This window comes from Desulfovibrio sp. JY (assembly GCA_021730285.1).
In the GTDB taxonomy this organism is placed as follows: Bacteria; Desulfobacterota; Desulfovibrionia; order Desulfovibrionales; family Desulfovibrionaceae; genus Solidesulfovibrio.
This window is the reverse complement of the sequence record CP082962.1, coordinates 4,138,719-4,154,859: the sequence shown is the minus strand read 5'-3', so window position 1 is coordinate 4,154,859 and position 16,141 is coordinate 4,138,719. Positions and strand designations below refer to the sequence as shown.

Annotated in this window: 17 protein-coding genes; 14 read left to right on the top strand and 3 right to left on the bottom strand. The window is 65.9% G+C overall.

The window, feature by feature from the left end; all coding sequences use genetic code 11:
• The first annotated feature begins 33 nt into the window (after positions 1-33).
• The 9 genes from ispG to K9F62_18620 all read left to right on the top strand — a co-directional run bounded on the left by ispG (position 34) and on the right by K9F62_18620 (position 9,696).
• Positions 34-1,137, top strand: a complete 1,104-nt coding sequence (gene ispG / locus K9F62_18660; protein UJX40691.1) for a flavodoxin-dependent (E)-4-hydroxy-3-methylbut-2-enyl-diphosphate synthase — start codon at positions 34-36, stop codon at positions 1,135-1,137.
• Positions 1,128-2,855: a proline--tRNA ligase gene (locus tag K9F62_18655; protein ID UJX40690.1), complete on the top strand. Its 1,728-nt coding sequence runs from the start codon at positions 1,128-1,130 to the stop codon at positions 2,853-2,855. The genes ispG and K9F62_18655 overlap by 10 nt, the downstream gene beginning before the upstream one ends.
• Positions 2,856-2,938: 83 nt before the next feature.
• Positions 2,939-4,375, top strand: coding sequence for an exodeoxyribonuclease VII large subunit (gene xseA, locus K9F62_18650; protein UJX40689.1), 1,437 nt, complete (start codon positions 2,939-2,941; stop codon positions 4,373-4,375).
• Positions 4,372-4,641 carry an exodeoxyribonuclease VII small subunit gene (gene xseB, locus K9F62_18645; GenBank protein ID UJX40688.1) on the top strand — a complete coding sequence of 90 codons (270 nt, stop codon included), beginning with the start codon at positions 4,372-4,374 and terminating at the stop codon, positions 4,639-4,641. The genes xseA and xseB overlap by 4 nt, the downstream gene beginning before the upstream one ends.
• On the top strand, positions 4,638-5,537 hold the full coding sequence (locus tag K9F62_18640) for a polyprenyl synthetase family protein (GenBank protein ID UJX40687.1): 900 nt from the start codon (positions 4,638-4,640) through the stop codon (positions 5,535-5,537). The genes xseB and K9F62_18640 overlap by 4 nt, the downstream gene beginning before the upstream one ends.
• A 32-nt stretch (positions 5,538-5,569) precedes the next feature.
• Complete coding sequence (locus tag K9F62_18635; protein UJX40686.1) at positions 5,570-6,193, top strand: nitroreductase family protein; 624 nt, start codon at positions 5,570-5,572, stop codon at positions 6,191-6,193.
• Positions 6,194-6,267: 74 nt separating this feature from the next.
• Complete coding sequence (gene dxs, locus K9F62_18630; GenBank protein UJX43247.1) at positions 6,268-8,169, top strand: 1-deoxy-D-xylulose-5-phosphate synthase; 1,902 nt, start codon at positions 6,268-6,270, stop codon at positions 8,167-8,169.
• 184 nt (positions 8,170-8,353) lie between these two features.
• On the top strand, positions 8,354-9,325 hold the full coding sequence (locus tag K9F62_18625) for a deoxyhypusine synthase family protein (GenBank protein ID UJX40685.1): 972 nt from the start codon (positions 8,354-8,356) through the stop codon (positions 9,323-9,325).
• A 128-nt stretch (positions 9,326-9,453) separates the two neighbouring features.
• Entirely contained in the window at positions 9,454-9,696 is a 243-nt protein-coding gene (locus tag K9F62_18620) for a hypothetical protein (GenBank protein ID UJX40684.1), read from the top strand.
• Positions 9,697-9,774: 78 nt separating this feature from the next.
• Here the strand turns inward: K9F62_18620 and K9F62_18615 are convergent, their stop codons facing one another.
• The 3 genes from K9F62_18615 to K9F62_18605 all read right to left on the bottom strand — a co-directional run bounded on the left by K9F62_18615 (position 9,775) and on the right by K9F62_18605 (position 11,437).
• Positions 9,775-10,233: a hypothetical protein gene (locus tag K9F62_18615; protein UJX40683.1), complete on the bottom strand. Its 459-nt coding sequence runs from the start codon at positions 10,231-10,233 to the stop codon at positions 9,775-9,777.
• Between the two features lie 162 nt (positions 10,234-10,395).
• Positions 10,396-10,830 carry a hypothetical protein gene (locus K9F62_18610; GenBank protein ID UJX40682.1) on the bottom strand — a complete coding sequence of 145 codons (435 nt, stop codon included), beginning with the start codon at positions 10,828-10,830 and terminating at the stop codon, positions 10,396-10,398.
• 139 nt (positions 10,831-10,969) lie between these two features.
• Positions 10,970-11,437 carry a hypothetical protein gene (locus tag K9F62_18605; protein UJX40681.1) on the bottom strand — a complete coding sequence of 156 codons (468 nt, stop codon included), beginning with the start codon at positions 11,435-11,437 and terminating at the stop codon, positions 10,970-10,972.
• A 116-nt stretch (positions 11,438-11,553) separates the two neighbouring features.
• Here K9F62_18605 and K9F62_18600 point away from each other — a divergent pair, with 116 nt between their 5' ends.
• From K9F62_18600 to nadD, 5 genes are all read left to right on the top strand, one after another.
• Positions 11,554-12,567, top strand: coding sequence for an aminoglycoside phosphotransferase family protein (locus tag K9F62_18600; protein ID UJX40680.1), 1,014 nt, complete (start codon positions 11,554-11,556; stop codon positions 12,565-12,567).
• The gene (locus tag K9F62_18595) at positions 12,564-13,310 is read left to right on the top strand and encodes an HAD family hydrolase (GenBank protein UJX40679.1); all 747 of its coding nucleotides are present in this window, start codon (positions 12,564-12,566) and stop codon (positions 13,308-13,310) included. Before K9F62_18600 ends, K9F62_18595 begins: the two co-directional genes overlap by 4 nt.
• A 150-nt stretch (positions 13,311-13,460) precedes the next feature.
• Positions 13,461-14,087 (top strand): class I SAM-dependent methyltransferase, encoded by a 627-nt coding sequence (locus K9F62_18590; protein UJX40678.1) that lies wholly within the window; start codon positions 13,461-13,463, stop codon positions 14,085-14,087.
• 71 nt (positions 14,088-14,158) lie between these two features.
• Positions 14,159-15,418: a glutamate-5-semialdehyde dehydrogenase gene (locus K9F62_18585; protein ID UJX40677.1), complete on the top strand. Its 1,260-nt coding sequence runs from the start codon at positions 14,159-14,161 to the stop codon at positions 15,416-15,418.
• A gap of 32 nt (positions 15,419-15,450) precedes the next feature.
• The gene (gene nadD / locus K9F62_18580) at positions 15,451-16,122 is read left to right on the top strand and encodes a nicotinate (nicotinamide) nucleotide adenylyltransferase (protein ID UJX40676.1); all 672 of its coding nucleotides are present in this window, start codon (positions 15,451-15,453) and stop codon (positions 16,120-16,122) included.
• The last annotated feature ends 19 nt before the right edge of the window (positions 16,123-16,141 follow it).

The following is a 16,141-nucleotide window of genomic DNA, read 5'->3' as shown; positions in this document are numbered from 1 at the left end:
CCGCGTTTTTCCCAACCCGCAACCCCCCATTCCATGCGCGACATCCCGCAAGCTCCCAAACGGCACTCCACCCGTGCCCTGACCATCGGCAATGTCGGCGTCGGCGGCGACAATCCCGTGCGCGTCCAGAGCATGACCAATACCGACACCCGCGACGTGCCGGCCACCCTGGCCCAGATCCGGGCTCTGGCCGACGCCGGTTGCGAGATCGTGCGCCTGGCCGTGCTCGACGAGGACGCTGCCGCGGCGTTGAAACCCATCCACGACGCCTCGCCCGTGCCGCTGGTGGCCGATATCCATTTCGACCACCGCCTGGCCGTGGCGGCGCTTGCCGCCGGCATCGAGGCGCTTCGCATCAATCCCGGCAACATCGGCTCCGAGGCGGCCGTGGACACGGTGGTGGCGGCGGCCAAGGACCACGGCGCGCCCATCCGCATCGGCGTCAATTCCGGCTCGGTGCAAAAGGATCTGCTCGGCAAATACGGCGGTCCCACCCCCGAGGCCATGGTCGAAAGCGCCCTGACCCACATCGCCTATCTGGAAAAGCGGGGCTTTTACGACATCAAGGTGTCGCTCAAATCCTCCTCCGTGCCCCGCACCGTGGCCGCCTATCGCCTGCTGGCGAAAAAGGTCGACTATCCGCTGCACATCGGCGTGACCGAAGCCGGCACGCCCATGCGCGGGGCGGTCAAATCCGCCGTGGGCCTGGGGATTTTGCTGTCCGAGGGCCTTGGCGACACGCTGCGGGTATCGCTCACCGGCGATCCGGTCACGGAAATCGGCGTGGCCTACGAAATTCTGCGTTCCCTCGACATCCGCGCCCGGGGCCCGGAAATCATCTCCTGCCCCACCTGCGGCCGCACCGAAATCGACCTCGTCGGGTTGGCCGAGGCCGTGGAGGAGCGCCTTCGCGGCGTGACCGACGTCTTCACCGTGGCCGTCATGGGCTGCGTGGTCAACGGTCCGGGCGAGGCCCGCGAGGCCGACATCGGCATCGCCGGCGGCCGGGACTGCGGCATCATTTTCCGCAAGGGCCGGGTGCTCGGCAAGGTGCGTGGCGCGGACAACCTCATTCCCGCCTTCATGGACGAACTGGACCGTTATCTCACCGAAAAAAAGGAAACCCCATGCGACTGAGCCGCTACTATGCCCCGACCCTCAAAGAAACCCCGGCCGAGGCCGAGGTTATTAGCCATAAGCTTTTGCTGCGCGCCGGCTTGATCCGCAAGCTCACCGCCGGCATCTATACCTATCTGCCGCTGGGGCTTCGGGCGCTCAACAACGTCGCCCGCATCGTGCGCGAGGAGATGGACCGGGCCGGGGCCCTGGAAGTCCTCATGCCCGCCGTGCAGCCGGCCGACCTGTGGAAGGAATCCGGCCGCTGGGAATTCTACGGCCGCGAACTCCTGCGCTTCGTCGATCGCCATGACCGCGAATCCTGCCTGGGCCCCACCCACGAGGAAGTCGTTACCGACCTCGTGCGCCACGAAATCCGTTCCTACCGCCAGCTTCCCATCAACCTCTACCAGATCCAGACGAAGTTCCGCGACGAGATCCGCCCCCGCTTCGGGCTCATGCGCGGCCGGGAATTCGTCATGAAGGACGCCTACTCCTTCGACAAGGACGATGCCGGAGCCGACGCCAGCTACTGGGCCATGTTCAAGGCCTATACCCGCATCTTCGAGCGCCTGGGACTCAAATTTCGGGCTGTCTCGGCTGATTCCGGGACCATCGGCGGCTCGTTCTCCCACGAATTCATGGTCCTGGCCGAGACCGGCGAGGACACCATCGCCTACTGCGACGCCTGCGACTTCGGGGCCAACGTGGAAAAGGCCGAGGCCGTTTGTCCGCCCCATGGCGAGGCCGCCCCCTGTCCGCCAGCCGAAAGCGTGGCTACCCCGGGTCAGCACACCGTGGAAGAGGTGGCCGCTTTCCTCGGAGTCACTCCGGAGAAAATCGTCAAGACGCTGCTCTACGTCGCCGACGGCAAGACCGTGGCCGCCCTTGTGCGCGGCGACCGCGAACTCAACGAGGTCAAATTCAAGAACCTCCTTGGCGCCCAGGACATCCGTCTGGCTTCCCCCGAGGAAGTCACCGCCGCGACCAAGGCCCCGGTCGGCTTCGCCGGTCCGGTGGGACTCGCCGGCATCCCCGTTTACGCCGATCGGGAACTCGCCAATGCCGCCGACTGGATCGTCGGGGCCAATGCCGCCGACGCCCACCTGCGCCACGTGGACCTCGGCCGCGACGCCACGATCGTTTCCTTCACCGACCTGCGCCAGGTCGCGCCCGGCGACCCGTGCCCCAAATGCGGCGCGCCCCTCGCCTTCGCCAAGGGCATCGAAGTCGGCCACGTTTTCAAGCTGGGACTTAAGTATTCCAAGTCGTTAAACGCCACCTTCCTGGACGAGGCCGGCAAGGAACAGTTCATGATCATGGGCTGTTACGGCATCGGCGTCTCGCGCATCGTGGCCGCCTGCATCGAACAAAATAACGACGCATCCGGCATCATCTTCCCGCCGGCCATCGCCCCCTTCGAGGTCGCGCTCTTGAACCTCAACGCCAAGGACGCCGAGGCCAGCGCCAAGGCCGACGAACTCTACGACGCCCTGACCGCCGCCGGCATCGAAACGCTCCTCGACGACCGCGAGGAACGCCCGGGCGTCAAATTCAAGGACGCCGATCTCATGGGTTTCCCCATTCAGCTCACCCTCGGCGGCAAGGGCCTGGCCCGGGGCATCGTCGAAACCAAGGACCGCCGCACCGGCGAGAAGGGCGAACTGCCGCTTACCGGCTTCATGGACGCCTTTATCGCCTGGCGCGAAGGCGTGCGCCAGGGCTGGGGCCTGGATTAGCGGCGGCGGGGGAGGGAACCCCTTTTTTCAAAAAGGGGTTCCCTCCCCCGGATGCCTTCCCTTCTTTCCCCCTCCACACCACAATGCCGCACGTATTTGAAGTAAGCGAACTGACGCGGTCGGTGAAGGACGTCGTCGAGTCCGAGTTCCCCTTTGTCTGGGTACGCGGGCAGGTGGTGAATTTGTCGCGGCCGGGCTCGGGGCATTTGTATTTTTCGTTGCGCGATGCCGAGGCGTCTTTGGCGGTGGTGTGGTTTCGGGGCGCGCAGGGCGGCAAGGCGTTGGCGGGGGGCGAGCGGTACGACCCGCTGACGGGTGAGGTTTTCGAGAAGTCGCTGGCGAAGAGTCTGGCCGACGGCATGGAGATCATGGTTGCCGGGCGGCTGACGGTCTATGCCCCGCGCGGCGTGTATCAGCTGGTGGCCGAGCTGGTGCAGGAGGTGGGCGAGGGCCGGCTGTGGCAGGAATTCGAGGCGCTCAAAAAGGAGCTGGCGGCCAAGGGGTATTTTGCCCAGGAGCGCAAGCGGGCCTTGCCGCGTCATCCGCTGCGGGTGGCGGTGGTGACCGCGCCAACGGGGGCGGCTGTGCGCGATTTCATCCGCATCGGCCGGGAGCGGGGGCATGGCGCGGCGGTGCGGATCTATCCGACGCTGGTCCAGGGCGACGCCGCGCCGGTGGGGATTGTCCGGGCCATGCTGCGGGCGGTGTCCGACGACTGGGCCGAGGTGTTGGTGCTCATTCGCGGCGGCGGGTCGCTGGAGGATTTGTGGGCCTTCAATACGCCCGAGGTGGCCGGGGCGATTTTCGCCTCGCCGCTGCCGGTCGTCACCGGCGTGGGCCATGAGGTCGACGTGACCATTGCCGACATGGTGGCCGATGTTCGGGCCGCCACGCCGAGTCATGCCGCCCAGCTTTTGTGGCCCGAGCGGGCCCAGCTGACCCAGCGCCTGGATGATCTGGAGATGGCGGCGCGGCGCGGCATGGCGCGGCTTGTCGCCACGCGGGAGCGGGAGCTTGTCGCCCTGGCCCGGGGGCTTGCCTGGCTGTCGCCCCGGCAGCGTCTGGCGCGGCTCGATGAGGCCTTTGCCGGTGCGGCGGCGCGGCTTATGCGGGCCGGGAACGGCTGGCTGGGAAATTTTGCCGCCCGGTTGGACGCGGTTGCCGCCAAGATGGCGGGGCAGTACGGGCCGCACAGCCTGGAAGCCAGGGACGAGGCGCTTTCCCGCCGGACGGAGCGGCTCGGCAATGCCTTTCGATTTTTTCTGGCCGGGCGGGAAAACCGGCTGGAACTGGCCGCGGCCGAGTTGGCCGGGCTTGACCCCATGGGGCCGCTGGCGCGCGGCTACAGTCTGACGACTCTTGAGCGCACCGGGAAATTCCTGCGCCGGGCAGGGGATGCGCGGCCGGGCGACAACCTTTCCATCATGGTGTATGCAGGCCGCGTGAAGGCGCGGATAACGGACGTTGCGCCCGCACCGGCGGATTCGGACGATGCTGGACGCAACGGGGAGAAGGCATGACCGCGGGCAAGCAAGAGTCTTTTGAAAAGGCGCTGGAGCGCCTGGAACGTATCGCCGCGCGGCTGGAAGCCGGAGATGTTCCCTTGGAAAAGGGCGTGGCCCTGTACAAGGAAGGCATGGGGCTTGTCGCCGCATGCCGCAAGCGGCTCGAGGCGGCCAAGCTGGAGTTGTCGCTGGCCGGCGAGGACGGCGCGCTTAAGCCTTTCGAGGTCGAGGATGCGCGGCTTGCCGAGACGGACGGCGAAGACGGGGAGGAACTCGCGTGACGGTGAAGGAACGGTTGGCCGCCCAGGCGGCCGAAGTGGAAGTGTACATCCGGGAGCGCTTCGGCGCGCGCATGCGGGAGCGCGGCGTGCCCGAGGGGCTGCTGTCGGCCATGGAATATTCGCTGATGGCCGGGGGCAAGCGGTTGCGGCCGTGTCTTTGCCTGTCCTTTGCCGAGCTTTTCGGCGCGTCCCGGGCCAGCGTCATGCCGTTTGCCGCCGGCTTCGAGCTCATCCACACCTATTCGCTCATTCACGACGACCTGCCGGCCATGGACGACGACGACCTGCGCCGGGGCCGGCCGTCGAACCACAAGGTCTTTGGCGAGGCCGGGGCCATATTGGCCGGCGATGCGCTTTTGACCGAGGCGTTTGGTTGCATGAGCCGCTGCTGGCCGGCCGTCGCGGCCGAGCTGGTGCTGCCGGCCCTGGCCGAGGCGGGACGGGCGGCGGGCGCGGCCGGCATGGTTGGCGGCCAGATGCTGGATATGGAATTTACCGCCCGCCAGGGCGTGTCCCTGGCCGAGCTGGCCCACATGCAGGCGCTCAAGACCGGAGCGCTCATTACCGCTTCGTGCGTGTGCGGCGCGATCCTGGCTGGCGCGGCCGAGGACGGCATCAGCCGGGCCAGGGAGTACGGCGAGGCCGTGGGCGCGGCGTTCCAGATCGTCGACGACATCCTCGACGAGGTTGGCGACGCGAACACCATGGGCAAGCCCGTGGGCAGCGATCGGGAGCAGGGCAAGAGCACCTATCCGAGTCTGGTCGGGCTGGACGAGAGCCGGCGGCTGGCCGGGCAGCGTGTGGATGCGGCCCTGGCCGCCATTGCCGCCTACGAGGGGTCGGCGGCGGATTTTTTGCGGGATTTGGCCCGCTATATCGTGGTTCGGGTCCAATAGGCGCGAAGCCTTTTGCCGCGCCGGGAGGCGACATGATCCGCAAGGCAGGACGCATGGGCAGGAGAAAGGTGCTTGGACTTTTGGCCGGGGCGGTTTCGGGGCTCCTTGCGGCCAGGCCGGCCTGGGCCGGGGACAAACCGGCCGCCATGGACGCCATAACCGCCATCAAGACCCGGCGTAGCGTGCGTGCCTACACCGCCGAGCCGGTGACGGACGTCCAGGTCGAGGAGATCCTGCGTTGCGGCATGCAGGCCCCTTCGGCCTGCAACGAGCAGCCCTGGCAGTTCGTGGTGGTGCGCGACAAGGCGATCCTGGCCAAGGTCGGCGGCATCAACCCCTACGCCGCCTATGCCAAAAACGCCCCGGTGGCCATCCTGGTCGCCGGCGATCAGGCCCTGGACAAATGCGGCGGCTATTGGATCGAGGACACGTCGGCCTGCGCCCAGAACATGCTGCTTGCCGCCCATGCCCTGGGGCTTGGCGCGGTGTGGACCGGCATTTATCCGCTGCCCGAACGGGTGGCGGCGTTTCGGGCGCTTTTGAAGATGCCGGAGACGACAACCCCCATGGCGCTGCTCGTCATCGGCCATCCGGCCGAGCAGCCCGCGCCCAAGGACCGCTACCGGCCCGACCGGGTCCATCACGACGTCTGGTGATGGCCGGCAACGAAGCCGTGCTGCCGCTGCCCGCTTTTGGCGTCGCGCGGCGGTCACAAGAAAAGGACCAGCAGATGACCGTACTTTCGGACACGGCGCTTCACATCCTTCCCCGGATTCAAAATCCCCGTGACGTGGCCGGGTTGTCGCCGGAGGAAAAGACCGCCCTGGCCGAGGAGATCCGGCAGGTCATCATCGGCACGGTCTCCATGAACGGCGGCCATCTGGCCCCGTCACTCGGCGTGGTGGAGCTGACCCTGGCCCTGCTTTCCGTGTTCGACCCCGGTCGGGACAAGCTGGTGTGGGACGTGGGCCATCAGGCCTACGCCTATAAACTGCTGACCGGCCGCCAGGAGAATTTTCATACCCTGCGCACCCTGCACGGCATAAGCGGGTTTCCCCGGCCGGCCGAAAGCCCCTACGACCATTTCGGCGTGGGCCATTCGAGCACCTCCATCTCCGCCGCCCTCGGCATGGCCATGGCCCGGGACCTCAAGGGCGAGGACCACGACGTGGTGGCCATCATCGGCGACGGCTCCATGACCGCCGGACTGGCCTACGAGGGCCTCAACCAGGCCGGCGGCTGGGGCGGGCGGCTGATTGTCGTTTTAAACGACAACGAGATGTCGATATCCAAGAACGTCGGCGCGCTCTCGCTTTTTTTAAGCCGCAAGCTCAACCAGCGCTGGGTCAAGCGGTTTAAAAAGGACATGGAGAACTGGATCAGTTCGTTCCCCTTCGGCGGCGACGTCATGGGCTACGTCAAGCGCGGCGAGGAATCGTTCAAAAGCTTTTTCACGCCCGGCATGCTGTTCGAGGCCTTCCGTTTCAACTACCTCGGCCCCATCGACGGCCACGACACGGCGCGCCTGACCCAGGTGTTCAAGGAAGTGCGCGAGATCGAGGGCCCGGTGCTGGTCCACGTGCTGACCAAAAAAGGGCGCGGCTACGCCCCGGCCGAGAAGAACCCCACCTATTTTCATGGCGTGGGCTGCTTCGAGCCCGAGACCGGGCTGGTGGAAAAGCCGGGCGTGTGCCCGCCGAGCTACACCCAGGTCTTCGGACGGGCCCTGACCGCGTTGGCCAAGGACAACGAGCGCATCATGGCCATTACCGCCGCCATGCCCGAGGGCACGGGGCTGTCCGATTTCGCCGCCGCCATGCCCGAACGCTTCGTGGACGTCGGCATTTGCGAGCAGCACGCCGTGACCTTTGCCGCCGGTCTGGCCAAGGAGGGGTTCAAGCCCGTGGTCGCCGTCTATTCCACCTTTTTACAGCGCTCCTACGATCAGATCGTCCACGACGTGTGCCTGCAAAATCTGCCCGTGACCTTCTGCCTCGACCGGGCCGGTCTGGTGGGCGAGGACGGGGCTACCCACCACGGGGCCTTCGACCTGTCCTACCTGCGCCACATCCCCCACCTGACGGTCATGGCTCCGGGCAGCGAGGCGGATTTGCCGGGCATGCTGGCCGCAGCGCTCGTCCACCCCGGCCCGGTGGCCATCCGCTATCCCCGGGGCGCCGGCGAGGGCCTGCCCCTGCCGGAAAAGCCCGAGCCTCTGCCCATCGGCCGGGGGGAGATGGTTCGTCCGGGCGCGGACGCCCTGGTCGTGGCCATCGGCAGCCGGGTCATGCCGGCCGTGGTCGCGGCCAACGAACTGGCCGCCGAGACCGGGCGCGAGGTGGCGGTTTTCAACACCCGGTTTGTCAAGCCGCTGCCGCGCGAGCAGTTGCTGGCCCTGGCCAGGGAATTCCCCCTGTGGCTGACGGCCGAGGAAAACGTGCTGCAAGGCGGTTTCGGTTCGGCCGTACTGGAAATGCTGTCCGATGCCGGGGCGCTGTCCGGGCTCACCGTGCGCCGGCTGGGGCTGCCCGACGACTTCGTGGAACACGGCGCGCAAAAAGCGTTGCGGGCGCTTTGCGGCATCGACAAGGACGGCATCAAGGCCGCGTTGCGCTCCCTGCTTAGCCTGTAGCGGCCCTGGCGCGGGAGGACCGGGCCGCGCTCCCGCTTTACGGTGGGGCAAAGAGCGGCTATGCTTCCCGTTCTCGCGTCCTGGGCCTTACGTTATCGAGGCACATTCGCCCACTGCCCAGGCATCACGTGGTGCGGGAGTTCCTCGCCAAACAGCCCGCCCCGATACAACCGAAGGAGTTATGATGGCCGCCATATCCCGTTTCATGGAAACCCATTTCCGTCACTTCAACGCCCGTGAGACTCTCGACGCCGCCAAGGCCTGGAACGATCTGCTCGGCAAGGGCGGCAAGATGTTTTTGTCCATGGCCGGAGCCATGAGCACCTGCGAACTCGGCATTTCCCTGGCCGAGATGATCCGCAAGGACAAGGTCCATGCCATCAGCTGCACCGCCGCCAATCTTGAGGAGGACCTTTTCAACCTCTTCAACCATAATGAATACAAGATGGTTCCCGAATACCGGGACCTCTCGCCCGAAGCGGAAAAAGAGCTCTACGAGGCCGGGTTCAACCGTGTGACCGACACCTGCATCCCCGAGGGGATCATGCGGCAGGTGCAGCACCGCATCTCCAAGCTCTGGGCCGAGGCGACCGAGGCCGGTACGCCGAAATTTCCTTTCGAATTCATGTACGCGCTGCTCGATCAGCCCGACATTGCCGAGTTCTTCCAGGTTCCCCGCGAGCATTCCTGGGTCCTGGCCGCCAAGGAAAAGGGCCTGCCCATTTTCACTCCCGGCTTCGAGGACAGCACGCTCGGCAACATCTTCTGCTCCGAGGTCATCCGGGGGCACCTGAAAGACCATTCGGCCGTGCGCCACGGCACCGAGCAGATGGAGCTTCTGGCCAAGTGGTACCAGGAGCAGGCCAGGACCAACACTCCGGTCGGGTTTTTCCAGATCGGCGGCGGCATCGCGGCGGATTTCGCCATCTGCGCCGTGCCCATGCTGATCCAGGACCTGCAGCTCGAGGATACGCCTTTCTGGGCCTACTTCGCCCAGATCGGCGACTCGACCACGTCCTACGGCTCCTATTCCGGGGCCGTGCCCAACGAGAAGATCACCTGGGGCAAGCTCGACGTGGACACGCCGCGTTTCATGATCAACTCCGACGCCGCCATCGTGGCCCCGCTGATTTTCGGCTACGTACTTGGCTGGTAACTCGTGATAAAAAGCGCAATCTCTTGGCAGCCGCCGGGAATGGGCGTAGCCTGAAATCGCAAAACACGTATTTCGGCCCGCCCGCGCGGGTAAAGCAACGTCTGAAACCGCAAACCCTGGAGGCTGCCATGAGCGAGTTCACCGAAGCCGATCTGCCTGTCAGCATCGACCACGAACAAATGGTGACGCTTGGCGATGGGACGACCATCCGGTTCGAGACCAATGGCGAGGCCAAGGACCTCTATGTCGGCGATGCATTCACGCCGACGACCCAGCTTTTCCCCGGCTGCGACTACTGCGTCGAATCCGAGGGCAAGACCTTCAAGGTCATGGCCGAGTTCGAGGATGTGATCACGGTTTCCAAGGTCTGACCCGCGAAAGGACCTTCTGACGACAAAGGCCGGGGGCGCAAGCCTCCGGCCTTTTTTTGCGTTCGCAAAACGAGCGGGTTACGTGTCTTCTTGTTCCGTCGCGTCGTCCCCGACGTCCAGACGGTCGAGGATCAGGCCGAAGAAGCCGGTGCCGTCGTCGGCATGGTGATGCCAGCCGAGGTGCGCGCCACAGGTGGCGCACACGCCCATGCGCCATTGGCCTTGCGAGGGCTTGGCGAAATCCATGGCGAAATGCCCAATGACGGCGCAGCCCGGGGCCAGGGAGAAACAGCCGATTTCCTGGTCCGGTCCGAAGCCTGACGGCACGAGGTGGCGATGTGAGCCGTCGACGGCGATACGCAGGGCCGAACTGGTGATGGCGGCCCCGCACTGGGAGCAGACGAACCGGTCGCCATGGGCCAGGGCCGGATTGGTGATGACGGGGCGGGGGGCGGTGCCCGTTTCGGCCGCTTCGTCCATGTCGTAGGTGAGATGAAACGGCGGATTGGTGGTGAAAAGCGTGATATGTCTGTCCATGGGGGCTCCCCACGGGCCGCTGCTCGTGCTGCGGTGACGCTCCCGTTTGTGGCTTGATTTCCTCCTTTCGGAGTTGGAATTAAAATAGCCACGCCAGGGGCGCAGGCAACCATCGGCGCAAAACTTTCCGGCCAACGGTTGCCGCGCACCCGGGCGGGGAGGTTATTCCGGCTGGCCCGCCAGGTCTTCCGGCAGGGCGAGCAGGCGGTCCTGGATCAGGCCGAAAAAGCCCAATCCGTTGGAAGACAGGTAATACCAGCCGAGGTGGGCGCCGCAGGCGGCGCAAAAGGCCGTCTGCCACAGTCCGTCGTCCTCGCCGGAGAAATCCAGTTTGAAGTGCCCGATGACGCGGCAGCCGGGGGCCAGGGAGAAGCAGCCGAATTCCTGGTCGACGCCCTTGGCTGTGGGGAAGGTGTGGCGATGGTGCCCACCGACGGCGATGCGCAGGCTCGCCCGGGTGACTTCCATCTCGCACACGGCGCAGGCGATGCGGTCGGCATGGGCCAGGTCGGGGTTGTCGAACACGAACCTGGGCTTGTGCTTTATGATCAGGTCATCTGCCGAATTTGTCTCCAAAAAAACGCCTGTGGCTTTCACGAAACGCTCCTCGGGTCGAAGCCGTGTCGGCCGACGGCCCTTTTTCCGTTTGCATTTAAGTCAAAAAATGCTATTCTGGTCAGTTTAGTCAAGTTAAATCTAACTGGCCAGGACGGAATATGCGCATTTTTTCACAGGATCAGTCCTCGGATGCGGCTGGACCGGACACCAGCCTGCTCAGGATCAACCCGAAGAAAAATCCTCCGGAAACGGGGACATAGCGCCAGCCCAGGTGGAGCCGGCACACCGCGCACAACACCGTTTGCCATCGTGTTCCCGGAAACCAGGAAAAATCCGACGTCACCGGCCCCGCCCCCAGGCAGCCGGGCGCGGCGCCAAAACAACCGATCTCGAAAATATGGCCGTACGGATTGGCGAATACATGGCGGTGGTCGCCGGCCACGGTGATGCGCCGGCTTTCCGACGTGACCGGGGCGCGGCAGGCGATGCAGCGAAGGAGCGGGTCGTCAAGCAGGCCGGTCCCGGCCCGGGGCTCGACCATCCGGCCGGGCTGTCCCGCCTTGCCCGGCCCGTCGCCGGGAGTGCGGCCCCACAGCGGGACGGAGCGCGGCGGTTGGCTGGCCCGGGCAAAGGGGAGAAGGGGCATGGGAACTCCGACTGGCGATTTCCATTGCGCGCGGGCCTGTGGTTTAATACTACTTTCCCGATGAGCCGGCCCGGCGGCAGCCCGGCTCGCCAAACCGGCCGCCACGTGGTTTTTTGATGCGCGTCTCCCTCGGACACCTCTCGCCAAGCGATCCCCTGCAGGGCTATCTGCGCGACTGCATCCTGCCCCAGCTCGTGGCGACCCAGCGCGAACCGCGCTGGCGGGTCTACCGTGTTTCGGCCGAAAGCGACGTCTACCTCTACGAGGACAAATGGAGCGGGGCCCGGGTGGTGGGCAAGTTCTACGCCCGTGCCAGGGGCCTAAACGGCAGCAACGCTCCCCAGTCCGCGCAAAACGAATATCGCAATCTCGAATACGTGAGAAGCCTCGGCTTTACCGGGCCGCCGGATACCGTTGTGCGTCCCCTGGGTGCCAATCGCGAACTCGGGGACCTGCTCGTGGTGGAACACGTCACCGGCGAGCAGCTCGACGCCGTCATCGAGGAAGCCGCCCGGGCGGGGCGTTCGGACAGGCTTTTCACCAAGCTGTCCGGCCTGGCCCGGTTTTTCGCCCGGCTTCACAACGGCACGGCCGGGGGCGAGCGGGTGGATTTTGCCCGAACCCGGGCCTACTTCGAGCGGGTGCTGGCCTACCTCGCCGGCCAGGGTGTCGCCTCGCCCCGGCGGATCGACCGGCTGCGCGAACTCGGCCAGGCCTACGCCGCCCGGCCCGAATTGTGGCAGGACGTCCAGGTCTGCGTCCACGGCGACGCCACGCCCTCCAATTTCCTCTTTGGCCACGGCCGGGACGTATGCGCCATCGACCTCGAGCGCATGCACCGCGACGACCGGGTCTACGACGTGGGGCGGCTTTGCGGGGAGCTCAAGCACTGCTTTATGTTGACGACGGGCAGCCCCGCCCGCTCGGAACCCTTTATCGGCCATTTCCTGTGGGAATACGCCGGACATTTTCCCGACCGCAAGCGGGCCTTCGACGCCATAACGGCACGGCTGCCGTTTTACCTCGGCCTGACGCTTTTGCGCATCGCCCGCAACCACTGGCTCGACGACGCCTACAGAAAGCGGCTCATCCAGGAGGGCAAGACCATTTTGAAGGGAGGCTTGGCATGAAGGTGCGGGGCATCATTTTCGACATCAACGGCACTCTCGTCCACATCGAAACCGACGAGGGCAACGAGCAGATCTACCGCTCCATCAGCCACCTGCTCAAATATTACGGCATCCGCACCAACCGGGGCGACGTGCGCGACGGCTATTACCAGATTTTAAAGGACCAGCGCCGGCGCGGCGGGGAGCAGTATCCGGAGTTCGACGCCGTGGCTGTATGGCGGGAATTCATTTTGGACCGGGCCGGCCGCTCCGGGGTGACGATCCCCAAAAACAAGTTGGCCGTGCTGCCGCATTTTCTGGCCGAGCTCTATAGGGGCATCGCGCTCAATTGCCTGGAACTCTATCCCGGCGTGCGCGAAGTGCTCGACGAACTGCGCCCGCGCTACCGGCTCGCCGCCCTGACCGACGCGCAGACGGCCTGGGCCCTGCCCGAAATGCGCATGGTCGGCATCGACTCGTACTTTTACCCCATCATCGTCTCCGGCGACCTCGGCTATCGCAAGCCCGATCCGCGCATCTTCGCCCTGGCCATAAAGCGCATGCATCTGTACGCCGACGAATTGCTCTTCGTCGGCAACGACATGTACCGCGACATTTACGGCGCGCGCCAGGCCGGGCTGCGCACCGTCTTTTTCGCTTCGGGCCAGGGCCAGCAATCCATGGATGGCGTCGAGGCCCATTACAACATCTCCAACTTCGCTGAACTGCGAAACGCGGTGCGGTTTTTCGAGGAGCAGGGCTAGGCGCGGGGAAGGAGTGGAGCGGGAATGAATGCCTCCGGCGGTCAGGGGGAAACTTTTTGAAAGAAGTTTCCCCCTGAACCCCCTTCAAAAACTTTCAAAAGGGGTTGAGGGGGCAGGGCGGCGAGTGCTTATACGGAAAAGGAGGAGAAGATGTACTGGGATAAAACCTCAAGCGTTCCTTCAAGTTTGACCCTCGATCCGCGAGTGGCGGCCTATCTGAAACCCCACGACCGGGTACTGGACCTGGGCTGCGGCGCGGGCCGGATGCTCGGGGAGATGGCCGGGACCGGCCGCTTCGCCGTGGGCGCGGACCGCAATTTCCCGAGTCTCGCCGTGGCCGCGGACCGGGGCTATCGCGTGGCGCGGGCCGAGCTTGCCGCATTGCCCTTTGCCGACGACGCCTTCGACGCCGGCATCATTCATGCCGTGCTGACCACGCTCAATCCCCGGCAGACCCGTCTGGATGTCCTGGCCGAGGCCCGCCGGGTCGGCTGCAAGGTGCTGTGCGTGGCCGATTTCCTGCAAAACTGGGATTTGCCGTACTACGCAGCCCGCTACGAGGCCGGGTTGCCCGAAACGGGCGAGGCCGGCAGCTTTGTCGTCCGGGACGGGAACAAAGTGCTTTATACGGCCCACCATTTCACCCTGGACGAGCTTCATGACTTGTTTGCGGCGGCCGGCTACCGGGTGGCCTTTGCCGATACGCCCAAGGTGCGCACCCGCTCGGGCAAGACCGTCACGGGCGTGGTGCTGGCCGCCGTTGCCGACGGTCATTGACGGAACCGCCCCGTGACGGCTAAAAAGCAACCTTTTGCGATGCCAGCCGTCACATGACACGGGGAGGTCCCATGAGCGTGGCAACCGACATGGAACAGATGGCCGTCCGGGCCAAGGACGCCTCCCGGCTTCTGGCCGGGGCTTCCGGCGCGGCCAAGGATGCTTTTCTGGCCGCCCTGGCCGATCTGCTCGCCACCCGCCGCGAGGAGGTCATGGCCGCCAATGCCCGGGACGTGGCAGCGGCCACGGCCGCCGGCATGGACGCGCCGCGCTTAAATCGCCTGACGTTGACTCCGGCCGTCATGGACGCCATGGCCGGGGCCTGCCGCGAGATCATCGCCCTGCCCGATCCGGTGGGGGGCATCGAGGCCATGCGGCCGCGCCCCAACGGCCTGCTCGTCGGGCGTATGCGCGTGCCGCTGGGCGTTATCTGCATGATCTACGAATCGCGGCCCAACGTCACCATCGACGCCGCCATCCTCTGCCTCAAGGCCGGCAACGCCGTGATTTTGAAAGGCGGTTCCGAAGCCTTGGAGTCCAACAAGGCCCTGGCCGCACTGCTGCGCGAGGCCCTGGCCGCCGCCGGCCTTCCCGCCGACGCCGCCCAGCTCGTGCCCACGAGCGACCGGGCCGCCGTGGCCGCGCTGTGCAAGCTCGACCAGTTTATCGACGTCATCATCCCGCGCGGCGGGGAAGGGCTCATCCGGGCCGTGGTGGACGCCGCCACCATGCCGGTGCTCAAGCATTTCAAGGGCGTGTGCCACGCCTATGTCGACGCCGGGGCCGATCTGGCCATGGCCGAAAAGGTGGTGGTCAACGCCAAGGCCCAGCGCCCCGGGGTATGCAACGCCCTGGAGTGCCTGCTCGTCAACGCCGACGTCGCGCCGGAATTTCTGCCCCGGGTAGGGGCGGCCCTGCGCCGTGCCGGCGTGGCGCTTCGGGCTTGTCCGCGCGCCCTGCCGCTGCTTGGCGAGGGGGCCGCGCCGGCTGCGCCCGGGGATTTCGGCCACGAGTTTCACGACCTGATCCTGGCCGTCAAGGTGGTGGATTCCATGGACGAGGCGCTGGCCCACATCCATCGCTACGGCTCCAACCACACCGAGGTCATCGTCACCGAGCACCATGGCCGGGCCATGGAGTTTCTGCGCCGGGCCGACGCCTCCATGGTCGGGGTCAACTGTTCCACGCGGTTTAACGACGGCGGCGAGTTGGGGCTTGGGGCCGAGATCGGCATCTCCACCTCCAAGCTCCATGCCTACGGCCCCATGGGCCTTGTGGAGCTGACCAGCGCCAAGTTCGTGACGCTCGGCAACGGCCAGGTGCGGGGCTGATTTTTCCCGGCGGGCCCCCTGGTGCAACCCCAATGACGCGACCCGTGATCGGCATTTTCGGCGGCACGTTCAACCCCGTGCACATCGGCCACCTGCGCGCCGCCATCGAGGTGGCCGAAGCCCTGTCCCTGGCCGGGGTGGAATTCGTGCCCGCCGCCAGACCGCCGCACAAGTCCGGCGAGCCCATGCTCGATTTCGGGCTGCGCCTGACGCTGTGCCGTCTGGCGGTCGCGGCCGTCGACGGATTTCGCGTCAACGCCATGGAGGCCGACCGGCCCGGGCCGTCCTACACCTGCGACACCCTGGCAGAACTGCGCGATGCCCGGCCGGGCGAGGAATTCTGCTTCATCCTCGGCATGGGCGATCTGCTCGGCCTTTCCACCTGGAAAAACGGTTTGGGGCTCGGCCGCATGGCCAGCTTGGCCGTGCATGCCCGGGAAGGGTTGGGGCTTGAGGTTTTCACCGTTTTTCTGAAAGGTAACGCCGCCGCCATGGGGGCCGAGCCCACCGACGATCCAGCGGTCTGGGCCCTGCCCGAGGACCGCCACATCAGTTTCGTGCCCGTGGCCAGACTTGACGTGTCCGCCTCGGATATACGAGAGCGGTGGCGGCAAAAAAAACGCATCGACGGTCTGGTCAGCGAGGCCGTGCTGCGCGAACTCAAACAGCGCGAGGATGCCCTCGAAGCAGCCTGGGCCCGATAGTCCCGCGCCATCCCTGGAA

Bases quoted from the DNA above. Each gene is read 5' to 3' on its own strand.
- ispG (UJX40691.1), top strand. From the start codon at position 34: ATGCGCGACATCCCGCAAGCTCCCAAACGGCACTCCACCCGTGCCCTG.
- K9F62_18655 (UJX40690.1), top strand. From the start codon at position 1,128: ATGCGACTGAGCCGCTACTATGCCCCGACCCTCAAAGAAACCCCGGCC.
- xseA (UJX40689.1), top strand. From the start codon at position 2,939: ATGCCGCACGTATTTGAAGTAAGCGAACTGACGCGGTCGGTGAAGGAC.
- xseB (UJX40688.1), top strand. From the start codon at position 4,372: ATGACCGCGGGCAAGCAAGAGTCTTTTGAAAAGGCGCTGGAGCGCCTG.
- K9F62_18635 (UJX40686.1), top strand. From the start codon at position 5,570: ATGATCCGCAAGGCAGGACGCATGGGCAGGAGAAAGGTGCTTGGACTT.
- dxs (UJX43247.1), top strand. From the start codon at position 6,268: ATGACCGTACTTTCGGACACGGCGCTTCACATCCTTCCCCGGATTCAA.
- K9F62_18625 (UJX40685.1), top strand. From the start codon at position 8,354: ATGGCCGCCATATCCCGTTTCATGGAAACCCATTTCCGTCACTTCAAC.
- K9F62_18620 (UJX40684.1), top strand. From the start codon at position 9,454: ATGAGCGAGTTCACCGAAGCCGATCTGCCTGTCAGCATCGACCACGAA.
- K9F62_18615 (UJX40683.1), bottom strand. From the start codon at position 10,233: ATGGACAGACATATCACGCTTTTCACCACCAATCCGCCGTTTCATCTC.
- K9F62_18605 (UJX40681.1), bottom strand. From the start codon at position 11,437: ATGCCCCTTCTCCCCTTTGCCCGGGCCAGCCAACCGCCGCGCTCCGTC.
- K9F62_18600 (UJX40680.1), top strand. From the start codon at position 11,554: ATGCGCGTCTCCCTCGGACACCTCTCGCCAAGCGATCCCCTGCAGGGC.
- K9F62_18595 (UJX40679.1), top strand. From the start codon at position 12,564: ATGAAGGTGCGGGGCATCATTTTCGACATCAACGGCACTCTCGTCCAC.
- K9F62_18590 (UJX40678.1), top strand. From the start codon at position 13,461: ATGTACTGGGATAAAACCTCAAGCGTTCCTTCAAGTTTGACCCTCGAT.
- K9F62_18585 (UJX40677.1), top strand. From the start codon at position 14,159: ATGAGCGTGGCAACCGACATGGAACAGATGGCCGTCCGGGCCAAGGAC.
- nadD (UJX40676.1), top strand. From the start codon at position 15,451: ATGACGCGACCCGTGATCGGCATTTTCGGCGGCACGTTCAACCCCGTG.